This is a genomic window from Bacillus sp. RB3, from assembly GCF_030164735.1.
Classification (GTDB): domain Bacteria; phylum Bacillota; class Bacilli; order Bacillales; family Bacillaceae_G; genus Bacillus_A; species Bacillus_A cereus.
The window spans coordinates 154,011-172,903 of record NZ_JASNGE010000004.1 but is presented as its reverse complement, the minus strand read 5'-3'; the positions used below and the strand labels follow the sequence as shown (position 1 = coordinate 172,903).

Below are 18,893 nucleotides of genomic sequence, written 5' to 3'. Positions count from 1 at the left end.
TATGTCTGTAGTAGGAGAAGAAAGAAAGCGAACCATTCTTGAAAAGGTAGAATTTAAAGGGAAAGTAAAGGTTTCAGAATTAGCGAGAGAATTTGCTGTATCAACAGAAACGATTCGTCGATATTTAGAAGAATTAGATCGTGAAAAGAAGCTGAAAAAAGTGTATGGTGGAGCTGTTCAACTTCCAGGCGCTGGAGTAGAGGCACCAATGTTAGAAAGAGAAATGCTACATATAGAAGAGAAGAAAAGAATTGGTTATAAAGCAGCGACATTTGTAGAAGACGGTGATGTCATTGCAATTGATGATGGAAGTACACCGCTTCAAATGGTTCCATACCTTGTTCATCGTAAAAACTTAACGATTGTAACAAGTTCATTTCCAGTCGCAACACAATTAATTTCTTCTATTAATAAAAAGATGTTTCACGGTGAAGTTTTGTTTATAGGTGGAAAAGTATCTCCAAAGCATTCGCGTGTATCAGGGTCTATTTCTCAGCAAGTCATACAGCAATTTCATTTTCATAAAGCGTTCGTTTCGATTGATGGGTTATTACCTAGTTTTGGAGTTTCCAGCTTTGAATTAGAGAAAGCGAAATTGTCAGAGGCGATGATGAAATTAGCTGAGAAAACATATATTTTATGTGATCATACGAAGGTAGGCGTGAAAGGGAATTATCGTATAGCAGCAATTTCGCGTATTCAACACGTAATTTGTGATAAAAAAATGCCATATAGCTTTGAAGAAGAACTTAAGAAGCATAATATACAGTGGACAGTTTGTTAAATACAGTGAAAGCACATAAACTCCCGCCTAATTTTTAGGAGGGAGTTTTATTATCTGTAAATCGTAAAATAAAAGATTTGCAGTTATGCAAAAAGTGGACACATTTTCTCACCTCTTTCATATAATTTACCAATACAAAAAAAGTTGGTCGAAGGAAAGAAGGGAGAACATGTCAGAACGAATATATAATAAACTTGTATTGTACGCGAATATTTTGCAAAAAATCGGTGTCATCAATGAGAAGGAAAAAAGTGAAATTCTTCATACGATAGGTAAAAAAGCCCTTTGAATAAAGGGCTTTTTTATTTTTTATCTTTAAAAATATAAATTTAATGTAATATTCTCATTGACAATGATAATGATATTCATTATCATTTATTTGTGGGTAATTGATAATACTTATCAATTTTAAAGATTATATATGATAGGGGATATTATTTTGAAAAAAAATTACATGAAGGCGCTAGTAGTAGCGACAACATTAGCAATTCCATTTGCTACGTACTCTACTCCAGCATTAGCGGCATTAAAAGTTGAAGCAAATCAATCGGTAGCAGCAGCGAGTGATCGCACGTATGATACTGAGATTAAAATATATAAGGACCAAAAAGATGAGCCATCTATGGTTTCTCAATATATAAAAGATCCTAAAGTAACGATTGCAGCTGGCAAAAAAATTGTCACTGTAACAATGCAAGATAGTGATTATTTTCAATATCTTAGAATAGAAGATAGAAACCAGCCTGGTGTATTTCATGATGTGAAGGTTTTGTCAGAAGATAAGAGGAAGAATGGAACGAAAGTAGTTCAATTTGAAATTGGTGAGTTTGAGAAGAAGCACAATATGCAAATGCATATACTTATTCCAGCTATTGGATATGATCACAAATATCAAGTTCAATTTGAAATTAAAGATCCAACTGTAGGTAACAAAGAAACAGAGAAACCAGATGATAACTCTAATTCAGGCAATACGGAAACGGATAATCCAGTTGATAATCAAAATATGATAACAGATAACAAATTAAGAGAACTTGTGAATAAAAAAGTATTTAATAGAAAAGATTTAAATACACCAATTACGAAAGAAGAGTTATTACAAGTAAAGGATTTGTTTTTAAATACGAATGAGATACTTGATTATAGTGCATTAAAATATATGCCAAATTTAAAATCTTTAACAGTTGCGAATGCGAAGATAAAAGATCCGTCGTTCTTTGCGAACTTAAAGCAATTAAGTCATTTAGCTTTGCGTGGTAATGAATTTTCAGATGTAACGCCACTTGTTAAGATGGATAATTTAGAATCTCTTGATTTAAGTAATAATAAAATTACAAACGTTGCACCACTAACTGAAATGAAAAATGTAAAAAGTTTATTTCTATCAGGCAACCAAATAGAAGATGTAACAGCATTAGCGAAAATGGAACAACTAGATTACTTGAATTTAGCAAATAATAAAATTACGAACGTTGCTCCATTAAGCGCTTTGAAAAATGTAACATACTTAACTTTAGCAGGTAATCAAATTGAAGATATTAAAGCGTTATATTCATTACCTTTAACAGACTTAGTATTAACACGTAATAAAGTTAAAGATTTATCCGGCATTGAGCAAATGAAGCAATTAGAAGAATTGTGGATCGGGAAAAATGAAATAAAAGATGTTACTCCTCTAAGTAAGATGACACAGTTAAAACAATTACACTTACCTAACAATGAGTTAAAGGATATTAGGCCATTATCAAGTTTAGTAAACTTACAAAAGCTTGATTTAGAAGCGAATTATATTTCAGACTTATCACCAGTTAGTAATTTGAAAAAATTAGTATTTCTAAGTTTTGTTGCAAATGAAATCCGAGATGTCCGACCAGTTATAGAACTAAGTAAGACGGCTTATATTAATGTCCAAAATCAAAAAGTATTTTTAGAGGAAACAGAAGTAAATAAAGAAGTAAAAGTACCTATATATGAAAAAGATGGTGAGGTTTCTACGAAAATCCGTCTGAAGAGCGATAACGGTACGTATAGTAATGGTGTAGTGAAATGGAGTACACCAGGTGAGAAAATATATGAATTTGGTGTGAAAGATCCATTCGCGGATACAGGAATTTTCTTTACAGGGTCTGTTATTCAAAATGTAGTAGAAAGTAAAGACGGTAATACGTCTAAAGAAGATGAGAAAACAGAAGTGGTAGAATTTAAAGATGTACCAAAGGGACATTGGTCAGAAGAAGCAATTAATTACTTAGCGAAAGAAAAATTATTTATAGGCTATGGAAATGGTGAATTTGGATTTGGTGATAACATTACTCGTGGACAAGTAGCTCTTCTAATACAAAGGTATTTAAAATTAGAAAATAATCTAGTACCAAAAACGGCATTTACAGATACGAAAGGAAATATGTATGAAACGGCTATTGATGCAGTGGTTCAAGCTGGAATTATGACAGGCTATGGAAATGGTATGTTCCGTCCAGATGGAGTATTAACTCGATATGAAATGTCAGTAGTATTACAAAGAGTATTTCAGTTAAAAGAAAATGAAAATAGTGCAGAGAATTTTAAAGATATACCAAATGACCATTGGGCGAAAGGATATGTGAAAGCTTTAGTGGATAATAAAATATCAAAAGGCGATGGGGAAGGGAATTTTTTAGGAGATAATTTCGTAACACGTGAACAATATGCACAGTTTTTATATAATGCAATAAAGAAATAAAGTGAAACTTTAATCAGTGGGGGTTTTGTTCATTCCCCACTGATTATTAGCCCTCACTAATCGGGCTGCCCGTTAATGCGGAATAAAAAATGAGGAAAATACGCTATTCTTTAATTAAAGAGTAGCGTATTTTTATGTACAAAATGAAATAGGAAATAGATAGGAGTATAGACATATGAATAGCCTATTTTAAAGAAGAACCACGAAACTATATTGACAAAAAAGCGTTCTCATGTGATAATTCAATTAATTTTTAGAATAATCAAAAAATATTCCTTTTACATAGAAAGGATTCGAACCTTATATGAATATTATGCCGGGGGTGACGAAATGTTATTTTTTCTGAAGAAATGGAATGAATTAAAAGATGTGAAATCTGAATTGGCACTTCGTGATTGGTTTTATGGTACCAAAATTAGCTTATCGCTATGTACGTCAAAAGAGCCGTTAACATTCTTAGTAAATGTTGAAGGAAGAGATAAAGGGCTATTTTCGGAAGAAGATTTTATTGTCGTAAATTGCATGTGCGAGTCAGTATTTGAAAATGAAGAAAAACCAGCTGCAGAGTCATTTATGCATGCGGATATTTATAAAAAAAGTAGTGCAGGATGTATTTTACAAGTGCAGACTGTAGATAGTCATTTAATATCAGAGTTATATGGGGAAGAAGGAGAAGTAACGTTCGATAAACGCAGTGTGGAGCGTGTTTTCGGAAAAGAAGGTATAACAGAAATGACAATTCCAATTGTAGAAGATGAAAAAAAATTCGCTGATTTATTAGAAAGGAATGTTCCGAATTTCATTGAAGGTGGAGGAGTAGTTCTTGTTCATAATTACGGCATGATTGTGTGGGGAAAAACGCCAGAAGAGGCGAAAAAATGGCTAGAGGGTATAGAATATTTAATGAACTATCATGTAAAGTTATTAATGATTAAGGGGGCAAGGAGCTCTGTTATATAAAAATGGATGTGATATAGCTACAAGTTAATAAATAAATGAAAGCGTTTTAAAAATAATTTCACTCATAAAATATAGGTCTCCTTATTATATATAGATTACATGTTGACATGTAAGGAGGAACATATTTTGCGAGTTAAATATCATTTTCTGCCAAAGCAGCAAGTAACATTTTGCAAAATAAATGATTCTGGTGAAGAGGCACTGCAAATGATGAACGAAACGGGATTTCGAGCCATCCCGGTATTAGCAGAAGATGAGAAGAAATTCACGGGGATTATTTATAAAGTAGATTTATTAGAAAAAAAATGCAATAGCGGATTAGAGCATGTAAGTGCAGGGGATATGCTCGACGATTCCAATGCATTTATTTTTGAAAAGGATTCCTTCTTCAGAGCCTTTTATGTAATTCGTCGGCTTCCGTTTTTAGCCGTGCTAAATGATTATAATGAATTTGTCGGTATGTTAACGCATTCGAATATATTTGATGTTATTGAAGATTCATTTGGTATGCGAACAGGTGGTTATATATTAACAATTGCAACACAAGATTGTAAGGGAACGATTAAAGAGCTTGGGACATTGTTAAAAGCATATAATATCGGTGGCCTATTTACGCTAGATAACGGTGATCAATATATCCGCCGCGTTATTGTAAATATATCAGATGAGTTAGATGAAACAAAATTAAAGCAATTAATCGGAAAAATAGAGAAAAAAGGATTCAGAGTGAGTCACGTAGATTATATTTAAGTTAAAAAGAAAAGTACCTATCTGTTATATATAGATAGGTACTTTTTTGTCCCACTATTTGTGGGTAGTAAAATCCACGCCTCAAAATTTGGTGAAAGCAAAGAAGTTAGGTGGGCGGGTGTTACCTGTAAAAGCCCAATTGGTGAGGGCTGATTATATGTGAGTAATGAACTTTATTTTGAAACAGGAGGCGGGGATAATGCTAGATCAGATAAGAAAATAAAGTCTGCATGCTCACGAATTTTAGGGATAGAAGTTTCAATAACGCGTGATGTAATTTCACCTGGGGGGCCCACATGCCCGATAGCTACCATAATAGGTTTTTCTTGAATTTTTTTGATGAGTAATTGGGCTTGTTTTGAAATATGTCCTGCTGTATACACATCATCAAAAAATAGTTGGTTTTCAATAATAGGAACTCCTAATTCTTTTCCGATTTTTGGGACGACACTATTAGGATTCGTTTTACTATCTAAGTAAAATAAACCGTGTTTTTTACAAGCAGCAAGTATAAGGCGAACAATTCTTTCATCCGCTGTTACTTTTGACCCCATATGATTGTTCATTCCAATTGCATGCGGTACTTCTTGAATGGCTTGTTCAAGTCGGTTGTTTATTTCTTCATCGCTTAAATCAGTTGTAATTGCTTTCGGCCCAAGCCATTCTTTTTTACCTTTTATAGGTTCCATTGGCATATGTATAATAACTTCATGGCCTTTCTTATGGGCAGCTATTGCGTCTTCTTTTGTGGAAGGAAGAAAAGGCATAACAGCAACAGTGAGTGGAATGGGAAGTGATAACATTTGATTAGTCCCCTTCATATTATTACCGAAATCATCAATGACAATAGCAACTTTATTCGTATGAGCATTTGCTTGAATAGGAAATAAGAAAGACGGTAAAAACAAAACAATGATGAATAATGCAATCGTATATTTTCGCATATAAATATTTCCTTTCTATTGTTATCCTGCTATTTGTGGGTAGTAAGACTCCCACCTCAACATTGGGCTGGATAGGTGGGAGATTCACTGCCTACCCGATTGGTGAATGCCAATTATCAGTGGGGGCTGAACAAAAAAACACTGATTAAAGTTTCACTTTATCAATCATCATTATGTTTTGCTTTTTTATATAAATTAAACAAAAAATGTCGAAGAAAAGTAGGTGGAAAATTAAGAATCCCCGGTTTACGTAGAATTTATAAAAAAAGAAGATGAAAAAAATGTCTATTATTGCGAATGTATTTACAAAGATAGAATAATTTGTAATAATTCTCAAAGTGAGGGTAAAGATTTGTAAATTACAGGGAGAAAATGTTAAATTTTCTGATTCTTCAAATTTGCATATGATTAAGTAGTTAAAAAAAGTCAATGGAGAAGTGAAGTTAAGAGCATGGAAGTATAATAAGGGGGATATGGATGTTTACTGTAAAAAGGAAGTACACATTAGAAAAGCTTTCACGTGATATTCATATGAAACGTGAAGAAATGATTCAACTAGGATTAACAAGTGGGCTAAATAGTAGGGAGACAATTCAAGTTAGTCAAGAATTGGACAAGCTTATTTTACAATATCAATGTTATAAAGAAAAACAAACACCGAAATGGTTTTCAATTATAAAAATACCTATTTTCCAAATCGGGTATGAAGGAAAATCAAATAATTTTTGGCGAATGCTTGTGGCTGGTTTTATGAAATAAGTATAATTACCCTTATAGGATAAGGATAATTATACTATGTGTAACGGAATTTCGATATGAACTGTCGTTCCTTCATTTTCTGTACTGTCGATAAAAATATGCCCATTATACATCTCTACAATTCGTTTACATATGACAAGTCCAAGACCTGTTCCAGTATCTTTATTAGTAAAGAACGGATGAAAGAGGTGTTTTTGAATATGTTGCGGAATCCCTTTTCCAGTATCTGTAATATGCAGTTGTGCGTGTGTTTCATTGTTTTTTACTACAATGGTTAGTGTATCATTAGAAGTCATGGCCTCAATTGCATTTTTGGTAATGTTTAAAACCACTTGTTTCATATGGTCTTTCGAACAACGGATATGAACAGGATGGTCTGGCAAATGTAAATGGAATACAATGTTATGTAAATTCGCCTCAGATTGAATAATTAATGCTACCTCATTTAGAATTGTTCTTACATCATATGTTTGTTCGATGATGGCGGTTGGCTTTCCTAGAATAAGAAATTCACTTACAATTTCATTGATTCGCTCTATTTCTTGTTCAATTACGGAAAAGTAGAACTGATCTTGTTCATCTTTATATTTCTCTTTTAATAGAGCGACGAGTCCTTTAATTCCAGTAAGAGGATTACGGATTTCGTGTGCTGTACTCGCTGCAAAAGTTCCAACTAATTCAATTTTCTGTAGTTCATTTTGTTGTCTTTCAAGTTTTGTTTGACGTTTTAACAACATATATTGAGCAAGCAAAAATAAAATAGACATTAAAAATAAAGTAGCTATACACTCTATTGCAACCCACTGGTATAAGTTTTTTTGATGAATGGGTAATGGAGAAACAGAGACCTTCCAATTTAATCTTTGGAGTGGGGTAGTAAGCATATTAGAATGCGTATCACTTGTGTCGTTATTATCATCGGTTAGAAAAACTACATCATGTTTATCAGTTACCTCAAAATGGTATTGTGGTTTAATGGCATTTAAAGAAGAGGAAATGTAATCAAAGCGTAAACTAGCTAATAATAATCCTGAGAGCTCCTTCTGTTTATTAAATATGGGGGCAGCAATCATAATAGCTTTATGTCCAAGAACGCGATCAGTAATGACTGATGATACAGTGGTTTTTTTAGTTTGGAGCGCGTCTTGAATATATTTACGGTCTGAAACATCTATAGGCTTTGATTCATCTTCAGATGCGATTGTAATGACTCCTTCTGGTGTAGCGTAATATAGACCAGAAAAGCGTGCATCGTTTCCATCTGTATCATGTACAATTTGTTTAATGCCATTTATATTACCAGTTTCGGTGCCTACAACTTTTGCAAGCATGTCTAAAGCAGAAATTGCTTCACCAAGATGATGATCCAAATAATCTCTATATAAAAAGAGAACTGTATGAGCAGATAATTTGTTTTCCTGTTTCATTTTATATGTATGATACGAATAAAATGTAGCACCAATCCCTATTGTCGGTAGGATAACAAGCAATATATATATAATTATGCTTTGGAATTTGACTTTCAAATGTGGTACTCCTTCTTTTTTTATTATCATTATATATAAACTATGTTAAAATTGTCATGTTTTTATTCAAGAATGATTTTTAATATATTAGGGGAGAGGAAATGGATGAGTGAATGCTCATTCGGAATTCACATGAAGTATGAAGTGGTATTTTCTTTTTATTGCTGAGAATTTAAGTGAAGGGTTGAAAGTTGTATGACATCAAATAATGAACGAGAAGATATTTCTCAATCTTTAAAAGTATTTATTGCATTATCTCGTGTACATCGTTCTGTTATGGATACTACAAATAAATCTATACAAAGTAACGGGTTAAATCCAACTGAATTTGCTGTATTAGAACTGCTATATCATAAAGGCGGTCAACCACTCCAGCAAATTGGTGAGCGCATTTTAATAGCTAGTGGCAGCATTACATATGTTGTAGATAAGTTGGAAAAAAAGGGATTAGTAAAGAGAATCCCATGTCCGAATGACAGACGTGTTATTTACGCGCAATTAACTGAGTCTGGCGAGAACTTTATTGCTTCTATTTTTCCGGGGCATGAGAAAGTTATACATCAGTCTTTTGAAATGTTAACGAAAGATGAAAAAGATGAATTACTTGATTTATTAAAAAAAATTGGGAAGTATGAAAAATAATATGTTCCAAAGGAGCTTTGGATAAATAAATCCAAGGCTTTTTTATTTGTAATGAACTCATGGCAGTCACTGCCGAAATTTGTTGAAAATTAAGAGGGGATTCGAGAATACGTATTGAATTATAATAAAGGTATGTAATGGAGAGGAGGCTCGTTCATGTCATTTAAAGACTATGAATATAAACGCCCAAATATTGAAGAGTTAAAAGAGAAATTTACTGTTGCTTTAGAGAAGTTTGATAACGCAAAAACTGTAGAAGAACAAAAACAAGTCATTCATTCAATTAATGAGATTCGCAACGATTTTGGTACAATGGGAAACCTTTGTTACATTCGCCATTCTGTTGATACGACGGATACTTTTTATAAGGAGGAGCAGGATTTCTTTGATGAATTCTCTCCAGTTGTACAAGGATATGGTACAAAATATTATAAGGCACTCATTAATTCTCCATTTCGTGAAGAATTAGAGGCGTATTATGGAAAACAATTATTTGCTCTAGCAGAATGTGATTTAAAAACATATTCAGATGAAGTCGTGAAAGATTTACAATTAGAAAATAAATTATCATCGCAATATACACAGTTATTAGCATCTGCAAAAATTGACTTTGCTGGAGAAGAAAGAACGTTATCGCAACTGATTCCGTTTATGCAAGGAAAAGAAAGAAGCGAACGTAAAGCAGCAAGTGAAGCATACTACGGATTTTTAGCTGGGAATGAGGAAGAACTAGATCGTATTTATGATGAGCTTGTTAAAGTGAGAACGAAAATCGCAAAATCTTTAGGTTTCAAAAACTTTGTTGAACTTGGATATGCAAGAATGTACCGTACAGATTATAATGCGGAGATGGTGGCTAATTACCGTCAGCAAGTGCTAGATTATATCGTTCCCGTTACAACGGAATTAAGAAAGCGACAACAAGCACGTATCGGTGTAGAGAAGTTAGCTTATTACGACGAAAACTTTGAGTTTGCTACAGGTAACCCAACTCCAAAAGGAGATGCGGATTGGATTGTTGATCATGGAAAGACAATGTATAAAGAGTTATCGGTTGAAACAGATGAATTTTTCAATTTCATGCTAGATAATGATTTATTAGATTTAGTTGCGAAAAAAGGAAAAGCTGGTGGCGGATATTGTACATATATTGAGAATTATAAAGCGCCATTTATTTTCTCAAACTTCAATGGAACATCTGGTGACATTGATGTATTAACACATGAAGCAGGTCATGCTTTCCAAGTATATGAAAGTCGTAAATTTGAAATTCCAGAATATAATTGGCCAACATATGAGGCATGTGAAATCCACTCTATGAGTATGGAATTCTTTACATGGCCATGGATGAAGCTATTCTTTGAAGAAGATGCAGATAAATATTACTTCTCTCACTTAAGTTCAGCACTTCTGTTTTTACCTTATGGTGTATCTGTTGATGAATATCAACATTATGTATATGAAAATCCTGAAGCATCACCTGAAGAGCGTAAGACAGCATGGCGTAACATAGAGAAGAAATATTTACCACATCGTGATTATGAGGATAATGATTATTTAGAGCGCGGTGGTTTTTGGCAACGTCAAGGGCATATTTATAGCTCACCGTTCTATTATATTGATTACACGCTTGCTCAAATTTGTGCGCTACAATTTTGGAAACGTGCAAGAGATAATAGACAAGAGGCTTGGGAAGATTATGTGAATCTGTGCCAACAAGGTGGAAGTAAATCGTTCTTAGAATTAGTAGAAGTTGCAAATTTAACATCACCATTTGCTGAAGGCTGTGTGAAAAGTGTTATTACAGAAATTGAAGCATGGTTACATGCGATTGACGACACAAAATTGTAAAAAACATGCGCTTTTTTTCACATGTTTAACATCGACATAATGGGAAAATGATGAGATAATAAAAGAAAATTCAGAATACTAAAGAGGTGTTTCTAATAAGGAGCACCTCTTTTCACAAACAAAAGGGGGGAACAAGTATGCTTCAATCTAATATGGATGTAAGTTTAGAAAGTTTAGTAAACTCATTACAGTCTACTCGAAGCACGCTATTATCAGAAATTGAAATGTTAAATGACACAGAAATGAATGTAAAGCCACGCCGTGATAAATGGAGCATTATTCAAATTTTACACCACTTGCATTTAGTTGAACAATCTGTCACGTCTGCCCTTGTATATGCTTTACAAAAAAAGGAAAGAAACATGACTCCATTTAAAGACCTCCAACTTACGCTTGATCGCACACATAAACGAGAAGCTCCTCAGCAAATGCAACCAACAGAAACTTTAATGAAAAAACAGCAAGGAATTCAATTGCTAGAACATTCACGCCAAGAACTATTACACGCGCTTCATAGTGTTATAGATGAAAAAGATTTATTTGAAAATGGATTAAAGCATCCTGTTTTTAATGATCTGAATTTGTATCAATGGGTTCAATTTCTTGATTTGCATGAACAAAGACATCTTACGCAGTTAAAAGAGGCGAAACATGCAATTTTGCAACGCTAAAGTGGAAGAAGTGGGAAACCACTTCTTTTTTGATACGTGCATAGTTTTCTTTCTTATTTTGGAATACTACATGGAGAAAGAAAAGAAGGAGTTGAAAAAACATGTCTAAGAAGAAGCGAGAAGAAGAGCGCGCCTGGAAAGCACGTAAAGAAAATCAACAACCGCACGGAAAAGTGAAAGCTTTTGCTGAATTAGTTGAAGGAACAGAAAAAACGTGATGAGTATTTCATCACGTTTTTTGTATGAGTGGAAAAGTTAATAAAAAGGTTGTACCGATTCCTTTTTCACTTATAATATCAATTTTTCCATTCATAGCTTGAACAACACTGAATACGACCATCATTCCAAGTCCAGTACCTTTTTCTTTCGTTGAATAAAAAGGAGAGCCAAGACGTTTTACTTGTTCTGAATCCATACCGACTCCTGTATCTTTTATATATAACTGAATATGCTTATGATCAGGAACTAATGTGAAATAAAGATCACCGCCTTTTGGCATAGCCTCAATGCAATTTTTTAAAATATTTAATAAACATTGATTTAGTTTTTGCTTTTCTCCAACGATAAAAAAAGAAGTGCTTTGCTTTATATAATGAGTACGCACATTTGTTAAATTAGCAAGCGGTGTAATTAACGACAATGCATGTAGTAATTCTTCTTCTAACTGTAATGTTTGTTCTTTTTCAATGCTTGGTTTAGCAAAGGTTAAATAATCTGTAAGAACATGATTTGCTTGTTCGATGCCATTAATGGCAATGTCGATATATAATTTTCGTTCCTGCTCAGTGCATGTATCTGATTGTAACAGTTGTAAAAAACCTTTCGTTGAAGTTAATGGATTGCGAATTTCATGAGAGATAGACGCTGCCATTTCACCAATTAAATGAAACTTTTCAGCATTTATAAGTTCGTTTTGGAGACGAACTTGAGTTTGTAATATGTGTAGTAAATATAGAATTAGAATCGTACCAAGCATTGAACATAATTCATACACAATAATATGCGGTATATAATCAGTCTTATTTGTAACCTTTGAAAGGAAGAAGGGTATCCAACTAAATCCGTATGTGAGACTGTAGATAATAGCAAGTGTTATTTTTATACGATTAGAAGTTCGATTGAAAAATTTATATGTTAATAATAGAACAATAAATAGAAGAACAGAACCGATAAGAGATGGGAAAACACCTACCCCACCTAATAATAAGCGATATATGTTTAATACAACTAAGATAGAACCACCAGCAATAGGTCCTCCCGTTAATGTACCGACAATTAATACAATATGGCGCATATCAAATTGAAAACCATTATTTGTTTTTGCTGCAAATGTAATACAGAGTACGGTAGCAAGGCAACAGAGTACAATGAATATAGCTGAATTTAATTTAGGAGAGCGTTTCCCTTTTTGATTCCAAAATAAATGATATACGAGCATTGTAATCAGGATGAATAATATATTTAAAAAGAGATAAATAATAAAGGATTTCAGTGGGATGCCTCCTCTCTTCTTAGATTAAATTAATCATACTATAAAATGAAAGAAATGAAATAATAAATAGCGGAAAAATCAGAAATTTTTACGCTAGTATACAATATGTTACAATAAGCTGTGTCAATGAAAGAAGAAATTCCGTGCATCGCGCGGGAGAGGTTCGCGAACTCCCTCTATAAAAAACTATGGAAACAACAATATCCTTAGGTATTGTTTTGTTTTTTTATTGTGACAGTTCAAGAACGTTCTTTCTTCTTATTTATAGTAGAGAAGGAGAATGAGTGAAATGAAAAAAGAAAAAGCAGTTGTTGTTTTTAGTGGAGGACAAGATAGTACGACATGTTTATTTTGGGCAATAGAGCAGTTTGCAGAGGTAGAAGCTGTAACGTTTAATTACAATCAACGTCATAAGCTAGAAATTGATTGTGCAGCGGAAATTGCAAAAGAACTAGGAATAAAGCATACGGTACTAGATATGAGTCTATTAAATCAACTTGCTCCAAATGCGTTAACGAGAACGGATATGGAGATTACACATGAAGAAGGTGAATTGCCATCGACATTTGTAGATGGACGAAATTTACTCTTCTTATCATTTGCTGCTGTATTAGCAAAACAAGTTGGAGCACGTCATATTGTAACGGGTGTATGTGAAACTGATTTCAGTGGTTATCCAGACTGCCGTGACGTGTTTGTGAAATCGTTAAATGTTACTTTAAATTTATCTATGGATTACCCGTTTGTCATTCACACGCCACTTATGTGGATTGATAAGGCTGAAACATGGAAATTATCAGATGAACTTGGAGCATTTGAGTTTGTTCGAGAAAAAACATTAACATGTTATAACGGAATCATTGGTGATGGTTGCGGTGAATGTCCAGCATGTCAACTTCGTAAAGCAGGATTAGATACGTACCTACAAGAACGCGAAGGAGCGAATAACTAATGGATAACTTTTTTGGATTTCGCATCGTAGAGAATTTGCAAAAAATGGACAAGGATATTCAGCGTAAACAACTCAAATACCATAATAAAAGAGTAATGGTCAGCAAGGAATTTACATTTGATGCAGCACACCATTTACACTGTTATGAAGGGAAATGTAAAAACTTACACGGTCACACATATAAAGTTGTATTTGGAATTAGTGGATATGTAAATGAAATAGGTCTTGCAATTGACTTTGGAGATATAAAAGAAATTTGGAAAAATGAAATCGAAATTTATCTAGATCATCGTTATTTAAACGAAACGTTACCTGCAATGAATACGACTGCTGAAAATATGGTCGTTTGGATTTATGAAAAGATGGCAGAAGCACTAACAAAAGAGAATCGAGTGAACGAATATAAAGGAGCTCGCGTTGAATTTGTTCGTCTATTTGAGACGCCGACTAGTTATGCGGAAGTAAGACGGGAGTGGATGCTTGATGAGTAAAATCCCTGTCTTAGAAATATTCGGTCCGACTATTCAAGGTGAAGGAATGGTTGTAGGGCAAAAAACAATGTTTATTCGTACAGCTGGTTGTGATTATAGCTGTGCTTGGTGTGATTCTGCTTTTACGTGGGATGGATCAGCTAAAGATCAAATTAGACAGATGACACCAGAAGATATTTGGGATGAGCTTGTTGCAATTGGAGGAGAAAATTTTTCTCATGTTACGATTTCAGGTGGAAATCCGGCATTGCTGAAAAATATTGAGTTTCTTCTTTCTATATTAAAAGAAAATGGAATGCGAACGGCAATTGAAACGCAAGGGAGTAAATGGCAAGATTGGTTACTTCAAATTGATGAGGTAACAATTTCTCCAAAACCACCAAGTTCAACGATGAAAACAGATTTTCATAAGTTAGATGCTATTATTCAGAAACTAGCAGGAAAAGATATTAGTTTAAAAGTAGTAGTATTCGATGATCATGATTTTGAATATGCAGTTAAGATGCACGAACGTTATCCAAAGGTACCATTTTTCTTACAAGTAGGAAACGATGATACAAAAACAGTGGATGATGCGATGCTTATAAAAAATTTATTAGATAAGTATGAATGGCTGATTGATAAAGCTGTAAATTGTAAAGAGATGAATGATGCAAAAGTATTGCCTCAGCTTCATGCGTTAGTATGGGGAAATAAGCGCGGCGTATAACGAGAAGGGATGTTTAAAATGACAGGAAGATTAGATGAAGATTTAAAAGATGTAACATTACTAGGGAATCAAAATACAAAATATTTATTTGAATATAGCCCAGAAATATTAGAGGTATTTGATAATAATCATCCAAACCGTGATTATTTTGTAAAATTCAATTGTCCTGAATTTACAAGTTTATGCCCGAAAACAGGACAACCAGATTTTGCAACAATTTATATTAGCTATATTCCAGAGCAAAAAATGGTAGAGAGTAAATCTTTAAAGTTGTATTTATTTAGTTTCCGCAATCATGGTGATTTCCACGAAGATTGCATGAACGTTATTATGAACGATTTAATTAAATTAATGGATCCGCGTTATATTGAGGTATGGGGGAAATTCACACCACGTGGTGGCATTTCAATTGATCCATACTGCAACTACGGGCGCCCAGGTACGAAGTATGAACAAATGGCTGACTACCGCATGATGAACCACGATCTATATCCGGAAACAATTGATAATCGTTAATAGAAAGAAAGGGCCTGTATACTATACAGGCCCTTTCTTTCTATTATATTATGCATTTTGATTAATGACAGTATAGTTTTTATGACTTACAACTGTAAGAGGTTCCATATCTAGTTCTCTAAAATTCTTCATAATTGTTATATCAACAATAACAGAGTTTTGATTTACTTTTTGAACACGGCCTTGCATTCCACCTTTAAATTCGATGATATCTCCAGTTTCTGCGATCTGCATAAGCAACTCTCCTTGTTACAGTTTTCCCAAAAAAAGAATAAATTTGGGTTTTTTTATTTCCTCCTATTTTGAACCATATTTCCTACTTTGTAAATGTTTCCAAAGTAAAAATTCGAAAAATATTCACTTTTTGTAAGAAAATATGTAGAAAATCCATGTTTTTTAGAAAAAATAGCAAAAATGCGAGAATCTTTATATCGAGGTATAATGAAAAAGTAGAATAACCTGCTGAAGTGGGAGAAATTAGAGGCGGTAAAATGATGTTTGAATTTGTGGGGAGTGTTATAGCTTTAATTTTATTTTTATTTTCTTATATGCATTTAAAAAAGATTCGTCAATATGATACGAGTACATATTTTGATGGGATGGATGGTATCCATGCTTCGATAACACATGATAGTGGTGGGGAGATGTAAAGGTATATAACTTTATTTTCTTGCGTGGTATGATGTTTAGAACTAGTGCATAATAGAGTTCATAAGTGATGAATGGAGAGTGAAAAGAATGAAGATTTCTTTTATTCGTCATGGTTGTTTAAGTCGTATAAGAGAACCGATGACAATTAATTCATTTCACGAATGGATGAAACAGTATGATTCCGAGTCAATGATACAAAAAGCTAAAATTTCGATAGAAACAATAGAGGCAATTGAAGCAGCGAAATTTGTCTTAACAAGTGATCAAAGGCGTGCTGTACAATCAGCAGCTGAATTGACGGATTCTTTATCTTTTATGCAAAATTCTCTTTTTAGAGAAGCTGAAGTTCCTTCATGCTTTTTTGCTCCGAAGTGGTTGAAATGCACAATTAAGGTATGGATGTTCATTGGACGAACATTATGGATACTTGGCTACCATAAAGATGTTGAGTCTTATAAGGAAGTAAGAGAGAGGGTAAGGCAAGCGGCTTACCTGTTACATCGTTATGCTCTCGTACATGGAAGTATAGCTCTTGTAGGTCATAATTATGTGAATGTAATGATTGGTGCTGAACTGAGAGCGATGGGATGGTCTGGTTCTCCTATTTTGCACAGAGAGCCATGGGGATGTACAACATATACGTTTCACGAGGCGATGGATGGAAATATATTAAATACAAATTTAACATAAAAGCACACGATTTATATAAATCGTGTGCTTTCTTTTTAAGATATAGAAATTTTGACGTTTAATGGTTTTACGAGATGAGCATAAGGTTCTCCTACTAGCATAACAATTTCATCTTTTTTATAACCTAACTTTTCGTATAGTGAATAGGCGCGTTTGTTTTCTAAATTAACAAGTAAAGCGATTTTTTTATGCCCTTTTTCAGTTGCATAGATTTCGGCAGCTTCAATTAATTTAGAACCTATACCTTTTCCGCCGTGTGCACTTGAAACTGATAATGTATCAATGTAATACTCATCAAGCTCAGCTTCTTTTTCTAACGTAATTGATTCATCTTTATGTAATGCTCTTAAGTGATGTACAATTGGTGCGTCAAGCTGTGTTGCTTCACTACCGTGATAAGCGACAATAATTCCAACTGCACTCTCGTCTTGTTCATAGACAAAACAGTTTTCGTAGCTCAGACGGTTATTTTCTTTTGAGAACCATGTCTCAAGTCCTAGTAATACTTCTGCTTCAACTGTGCTACCTGTGATTTTTTCAGCAATTTCATGCAGAGCATTATACAATAAAGGAGCTATTGCCATTGCATCTGTCTTTTTTGCTTTCCGAATCATAGTATCCCTCCTAGTTCTATTTGTATATTGTAGCATAGTGGTATGGAACTTTGCATAATTGAATGGCGAAATGTTTGATATAGAGAAGTAGCTATGTTAGTATATGATATTTAGTGGACATATAGTAAAACAATATTGTTTGCGAAATAACGAAAATAAAATCATGGCATAACAACGAGATAAAGTGAAACGTTAATCAGTAAGATTTTTTGTTCATTCTACGACTGATTAGTAGTCAACACCAATCGGACTACCTGCAAATAGCGGGATAAATTTACAGTTGTTGACCTATAGAATATAAGATAAAATAAAATATTGCAGAGAGGTGAAATACATGGATAAAGAATTAGCAAATACAATTTTAGATCAGCTAAAAAATGGTGAAATAAAGGAGTATGTTGTTACGAAAGATGTATTTTATACGTTCAGAGAAGTTGTTGTAAATAGAGAAGACTTTAAGCATTTCATTGGTAACGCACAGCGAGGCGGGCAAGTGATTTATACATATTCAGAAACGCCACGTTCATAAAGGAGAATTTTGATCAGCAGGGCATCTCTCACTGATTAGTAGCCTTCACCAAACGGACGTTTAATGCGGGATAAATAAAAGATAAAGGAGAGGGGAATTATGGGCGATTTTAAACAAGGCATTTTACCACATTGGGATTATATGTGGAAAGATAGAGCCGGCAATCGATTTATGGGAATGGTTATGTATCCAGAGAAACGAAAATGTTCAGCAAAAATGCTTCGGAAAATAAAAAGAGCATATGAAGAAGCAATAGAAATTAAAGTAACTGTACAAGTTCAACATACATATCAGTACGTAGAAGGACTGATTGTATACTTTGATGAAGAGGCTCCTGTATGTACAATGCTTGATAAAGATGAAAATCCACATCATATATTTGTAAAAGATATTTTGCGCATTGAGTACTCTGAATAAACTTTTCATAAATAAATTGAAGTTCCATAATAATAATCTTTTTCTATAATAGTTATCTTTTAGTATGTAACGAAAAACGAAAGTATATGTATAATATATTTAATAAGGTAAATTTGATAAATGTAATCGTTTTTTAGAGCAGATTATAGTTTCATATCTGTTCTTTTTTGCGTGATGCTGGAGAAATATATTTCTTCAGCATCTACCGTTTTATGACAAAATA

At 33.5% G+C, this 18,893-nt stretch carries 22 protein-coding genes and 1 riboswitch; of the genes, 17 read left to right on the top strand and 5 right to left on the bottom strand.

The window, feature by feature from the left end:
• The first annotated feature begins 1 nt into the window (after position 1).
• The 4 genes from QO049_RS08425 (at position 2) to cbpA (ending at position 5,216) form a co-directional block, all read left to right on the top strand.
• A complete protein-coding gene (locus QO049_RS08425) occupies positions 2-784 on the top strand; it encodes a DeoR/GlpR family DNA-binding transcription regulator (RefSeq protein ID WP_000117667.1) in 783 nt (260 codons plus the stop codon).
• A gap of 421 nt (positions 785-1,205) precedes the next feature.
• On the top strand, positions 1,206-3,506 hold the full coding sequence (locus tag QO049_RS08420; protein ID WP_246962375.1) for an NEAT domain-containing leucine-rich repeat protein: 2,301 nt from the start codon (positions 1,206-1,208) through the stop codon (positions 3,504-3,506).
• Positions 3,507-3,836: 330 nt separating this feature from the next.
• A complete protein-coding gene (locus QO049_RS08415) occupies positions 3,837-4,466 on the top strand; it encodes a class II aldolase/adducin family protein (RefSeq protein WP_000896005.1) in 630 nt (209 codons plus the stop codon).
• A 126-nt stretch (positions 4,467-4,592) separates the two neighbouring features.
• A complete protein-coding gene (gene cbpA / locus QO049_RS08410) occupies positions 4,593-5,216 on the top strand; it encodes a cyclic di-AMP binding protein CbpA (RefSeq protein ID WP_001264207.1) in 624 nt (207 codons plus the stop codon).
• Positions 5,217-5,389: 173 nt separating this feature from the next.
• Here the strand turns inward: cbpA and QO049_RS08405 are convergent, their stop codons facing one another.
• Entirely contained in the window at positions 5,390-6,160 is a 771-nt protein-coding gene (locus QO049_RS08405; protein ID WP_001234107.1) for a divergent polysaccharide deacetylase family protein, read from the bottom strand.
• A 477-nt stretch (positions 6,161-6,637) separates the two neighbouring features.
• Here QO049_RS08405 and QO049_RS08400 point away from each other — a divergent pair, with 477 nt between their 5' ends.
• Positions 6,638-6,919, top strand: a complete 282-nt coding sequence (locus tag QO049_RS08400) for an aspartyl-phosphate phosphatase Spo0E family protein (RefSeq protein WP_000495536.1) — start codon at positions 6,638-6,640, stop codon at positions 6,917-6,919.
• A 29-nt stretch (positions 6,920-6,948) separates the two neighbouring features.
• Here QO049_RS08400 and QO049_RS08395 read toward each other — a convergent pair whose 3' ends face one another.
• On the bottom strand, positions 6,949-8,445 hold the full coding sequence (locus QO049_RS08395) for a DUF3149 domain-containing protein (protein WP_098395762.1): 1,497 nt from the start codon (positions 8,443-8,445) through the stop codon (positions 6,949-6,951).
• 195 nt (positions 8,446-8,640) lie between these two features.
• Between QO049_RS08395 and QO049_RS08390 the strand changes: the two genes are divergently transcribed.
• The 4 genes from QO049_RS08390 (at position 8,641) to QO049_RS08375 (ending at position 11,827) form a co-directional block, all read left to right on the top strand.
• Positions 8,641-9,087: a MarR family winged helix-turn-helix transcriptional regulator gene (locus QO049_RS08390; protein ID WP_000203336.1), complete on the top strand. Its 447-nt coding sequence runs from the start codon at positions 8,641-8,643 to the stop codon at positions 9,085-9,087.
• Positions 9,088-9,243: 156 nt separating this feature from the next.
• Positions 9,244-10,938 (top strand): M3 family oligoendopeptidase, encoded by a 1,695-nt coding sequence (locus QO049_RS08385; RefSeq protein WP_000008578.1) that lies wholly within the window; start codon positions 9,244-9,246, stop codon positions 10,936-10,938.
• A 137-nt stretch (positions 10,939-11,075) separates the two neighbouring features.
• Positions 11,076-11,609: a DinB family protein gene (locus QO049_RS08380; protein WP_229163639.1), complete on the top strand. Its 534-nt coding sequence runs from the start codon at positions 11,076-11,078 to the stop codon at positions 11,607-11,609.
• Positions 11,610-11,710: 101 nt separating this feature from the next.
• Positions 11,711-11,827 carry a DUF6254 family protein gene (locus QO049_RS08375; protein WP_000038355.1) on the top strand — a complete coding sequence of 39 codons (117 nt, stop codon included), beginning with the start codon at positions 11,711-11,713 and terminating at the stop codon, positions 11,825-11,827.
• Positions 11,828-11,838: 11 nt separating this feature from the next.
• Here QO049_RS08375 and kinB read toward each other — a convergent pair whose 3' ends face one another.
• Positions 11,839-13,047 carry a sporulation sensor histidine kinase KinB gene (gene kinB, locus QO049_RS08370; RefSeq protein WP_000964155.1) on the bottom strand — a complete coding sequence of 403 codons (1,209 nt, stop codon included), beginning with the start codon at positions 13,045-13,047 and terminating at the stop codon, positions 11,839-11,841.
• 206 nt (positions 13,048-13,253) lie between these two features.
• A riboswitch (PreQ1 riboswitch) is annotated at positions 13,254-13,297 on the top strand.
• A gap of 93 nt (positions 13,298-13,390) precedes the next feature.
• Here kinB and queC point away from each other — a divergent pair.
• From queC to queF, 4 genes are read left to right on the top strand one after another with little or no spacing between them, the layout of a single operon-like run.
• Positions 13,391-14,053: a 7-cyano-7-deazaguanine synthase QueC gene (gene queC, locus QO049_RS08365; RefSeq protein WP_000711595.1), complete on the top strand. Its 663-nt coding sequence runs from the start codon at positions 13,391-13,393 to the stop codon at positions 14,051-14,053.
• A complete protein-coding gene (gene queD, locus QO049_RS08360; protein WP_000368414.1) occupies positions 14,053-14,544 on the top strand; it encodes a 6-carboxytetrahydropterin synthase QueD in 492 nt (163 codons plus the stop codon). Before queC ends, queD begins: the two co-directional genes overlap by 1 nt.
• Entirely contained in the window at positions 14,537-15,253 is a 717-nt protein-coding gene (queE, locus tag QO049_RS08355; RefSeq protein ID WP_000036298.1) for a 7-carboxy-7-deazaguanine synthase QueE, read from the top strand. The genes queD and queE overlap by 8 nt, the downstream gene beginning before the upstream one ends.
• Positions 15,254-15,271: 18 nt before the next feature.
• Positions 15,272-15,769: a preQ(1) synthase gene (queF, locus tag QO049_RS08350; RefSeq protein WP_001986050.1), complete on the top strand. Its 498-nt coding sequence runs from the start codon at positions 15,272-15,274 to the stop codon at positions 15,767-15,769.
• Between the two features lie 48 nt (positions 15,770-15,817).
• Here queF and QO049_RS08345 read toward each other — a convergent pair whose 3' ends face one another.
• Positions 15,818-16,003, bottom strand: a complete 186-nt coding sequence (locus tag QO049_RS08345) for a YkvS family protein (RefSeq protein WP_001165082.1) — start codon at positions 16,001-16,003, stop codon at positions 15,818-15,820.
• Between the two features lie 260 nt (positions 16,004-16,263).
• Here QO049_RS08345 and QO049_RS08340 point away from each other — a divergent pair, with 260 nt between their 5' ends.
• Together QO049_RS08340 and QO049_RS08335 are read left to right on the top strand one after the other, a co-directional pair.
• Positions 16,264-16,419, top strand: coding sequence for a hypothetical protein (locus tag QO049_RS08340; protein ID WP_000461432.1), 156 nt, complete (start codon positions 16,264-16,266; stop codon positions 16,417-16,419).
• Positions 16,420-16,507: 88 nt separating this feature from the next.
• The gene (locus QO049_RS08335) at positions 16,508-17,110 is read left to right on the top strand and encodes a histidine phosphatase family protein (RefSeq protein WP_246962377.1); all 603 of its coding nucleotides are present in this window, start codon (positions 16,508-16,510) and stop codon (positions 17,108-17,110) included.
• A gap of 35 nt (positions 17,111-17,145) precedes the next feature.
• Here QO049_RS08335 and QO049_RS08330 read toward each other — a convergent pair whose 3' ends face one another.
• Positions 17,146-17,724 (bottom strand): GNAT family N-acetyltransferase, encoded by a 579-nt coding sequence (locus QO049_RS08330; RefSeq protein ID WP_000619548.1) that lies wholly within the window; start codon positions 17,722-17,724, stop codon positions 17,146-17,148.
• 334 nt (positions 17,725-18,058) lie between these two features.
• Here QO049_RS08330 and QO049_RS08325 point away from each other — a divergent pair, with 334 nt between their 5' ends.
• On the top strand, positions 18,059-18,253 hold the full coding sequence (locus QO049_RS08325; protein ID WP_000356684.1) for a hypothetical protein: 195 nt from the start codon (positions 18,059-18,061) through the stop codon (positions 18,251-18,253).
• Between the two features lie 99 nt (positions 18,254-18,352).
• Positions 18,353-18,670 (top strand): hypothetical protein, encoded by a 318-nt coding sequence (locus tag QO049_RS08320; protein WP_098395759.1) that lies wholly within the window; start codon positions 18,353-18,355, stop codon positions 18,668-18,670.
• Positions 18,671-18,893: the final 223 nt, after the last annotated feature.

What these genes read in the sequence shown, in the direction of transcription:
- QO049_RS08425 (WP_000117667.1), top strand. Translation starts at nt 2, where the DNA reads ATGTCTGTAGTAGGAGAAGAAAGAAAGCGAACCATTCTTGAAAAGGTA.
- QO049_RS08420 (WP_246962375.1), top strand. Translation starts at nt 1,206, where the DNA reads ATGATAGGGGATATTATTTTGAAAAAAAATTACATGAAGGCGCTAGTA.
- QO049_RS08415 (WP_000896005.1), top strand. Translation starts at nt 3,837, where the DNA reads ATGTTATTTTTTCTGAAGAAATGGAATGAATTAAAAGATGTGAAATCT.
- QO049_RS08405 (WP_001234107.1), bottom strand. Translation starts at nt 6,160, where the DNA reads ATGCGAAAATATACGATTGCATTATTCATCATTGTTTTGTTTTTACCG.
- QO049_RS08400 (WP_000495536.1), top strand. Translation starts at nt 6,638, where the DNA reads ATGTTTACTGTAAAAAGGAAGTACACATTAGAAAAGCTTTCACGTGAT.
- QO049_RS08390 (WP_000203336.1), top strand. Translation starts at nt 8,641, where the DNA reads ATGACATCAAATAATGAACGAGAAGATATTTCTCAATCTTTAAAAGTA.
- QO049_RS08385 (WP_000008578.1), top strand. Translation starts at nt 9,244, where the DNA reads ATGTCATTTAAAGACTATGAATATAAACGCCCAAATATTGAAGAGTTA.
- QO049_RS08380 (WP_229163639.1), top strand. Translation starts at nt 11,076, where the DNA reads ATGCTTCAATCTAATATGGATGTAAGTTTAGAAAGTTTAGTAAACTCA.
- QO049_RS08375 (WP_000038355.1), top strand. Translation starts at nt 11,711, where the DNA reads ATGTCTAAGAAGAAGCGAGAAGAAGAGCGCGCCTGGAAAGCACGTAAA.
- kinB (WP_000964155.1), bottom strand. Translation starts at nt 13,047, where the DNA reads ATGCTCGTATATCATTTATTTTGGAATCAAAAAGGGAAACGCTCTCCT.
- queC (WP_000711595.1), top strand. Translation starts at nt 13,391, where the DNA reads ATGAAAAAAGAAAAAGCAGTTGTTGTTTTTAGTGGAGGACAAGATAGT.
- queD (WP_000368414.1), top strand. Translation starts at nt 14,053, where the DNA reads ATGGATAACTTTTTTGGATTTCGCATCGTAGAGAATTTGCAAAAAATG.
- queE (WP_000036298.1), top strand. Translation starts at nt 14,537, where the DNA reads ATGAGTAAAATCCCTGTCTTAGAAATATTCGGTCCGACTATTCAAGGT.
- queF (WP_001986050.1), top strand. Translation starts at nt 15,272, where the DNA reads ATGACAGGAAGATTAGATGAAGATTTAAAAGATGTAACATTACTAGGG.
- QO049_RS08345 (WP_001165082.1), bottom strand. Translation starts at nt 16,003, where the DNA reads ATGCAGATCGCAGAAACTGGAGATATCATCGAATTTAAAGGTGGAATG.
- QO049_RS08340 (WP_000461432.1), top strand. Translation starts at nt 16,264, where the DNA reads ATGTTTGAATTTGTGGGGAGTGTTATAGCTTTAATTTTATTTTTATTT.
- QO049_RS08335 (WP_246962377.1), top strand. Translation starts at nt 16,508, where the DNA reads ATGAAGATTTCTTTTATTCGTCATGGTTGTTTAAGTCGTATAAGAGAA.
- QO049_RS08330 (WP_000619548.1), bottom strand. Translation starts at nt 17,724, where the DNA reads ATGATTCGGAAAGCAAAAAAGACAGATGCAATGGCAATAGCTCCTTTA.
- QO049_RS08325 (WP_000356684.1), top strand. Translation starts at nt 18,059, where the DNA reads ATGGATAAAGAATTAGCAAATACAATTTTAGATCAGCTAAAAAATGGT.
- QO049_RS08320 (WP_098395759.1), top strand. Translation starts at nt 18,353, where the DNA reads ATGGGCGATTTTAAACAAGGCATTTTACCACATTGGGATTATATGTGG.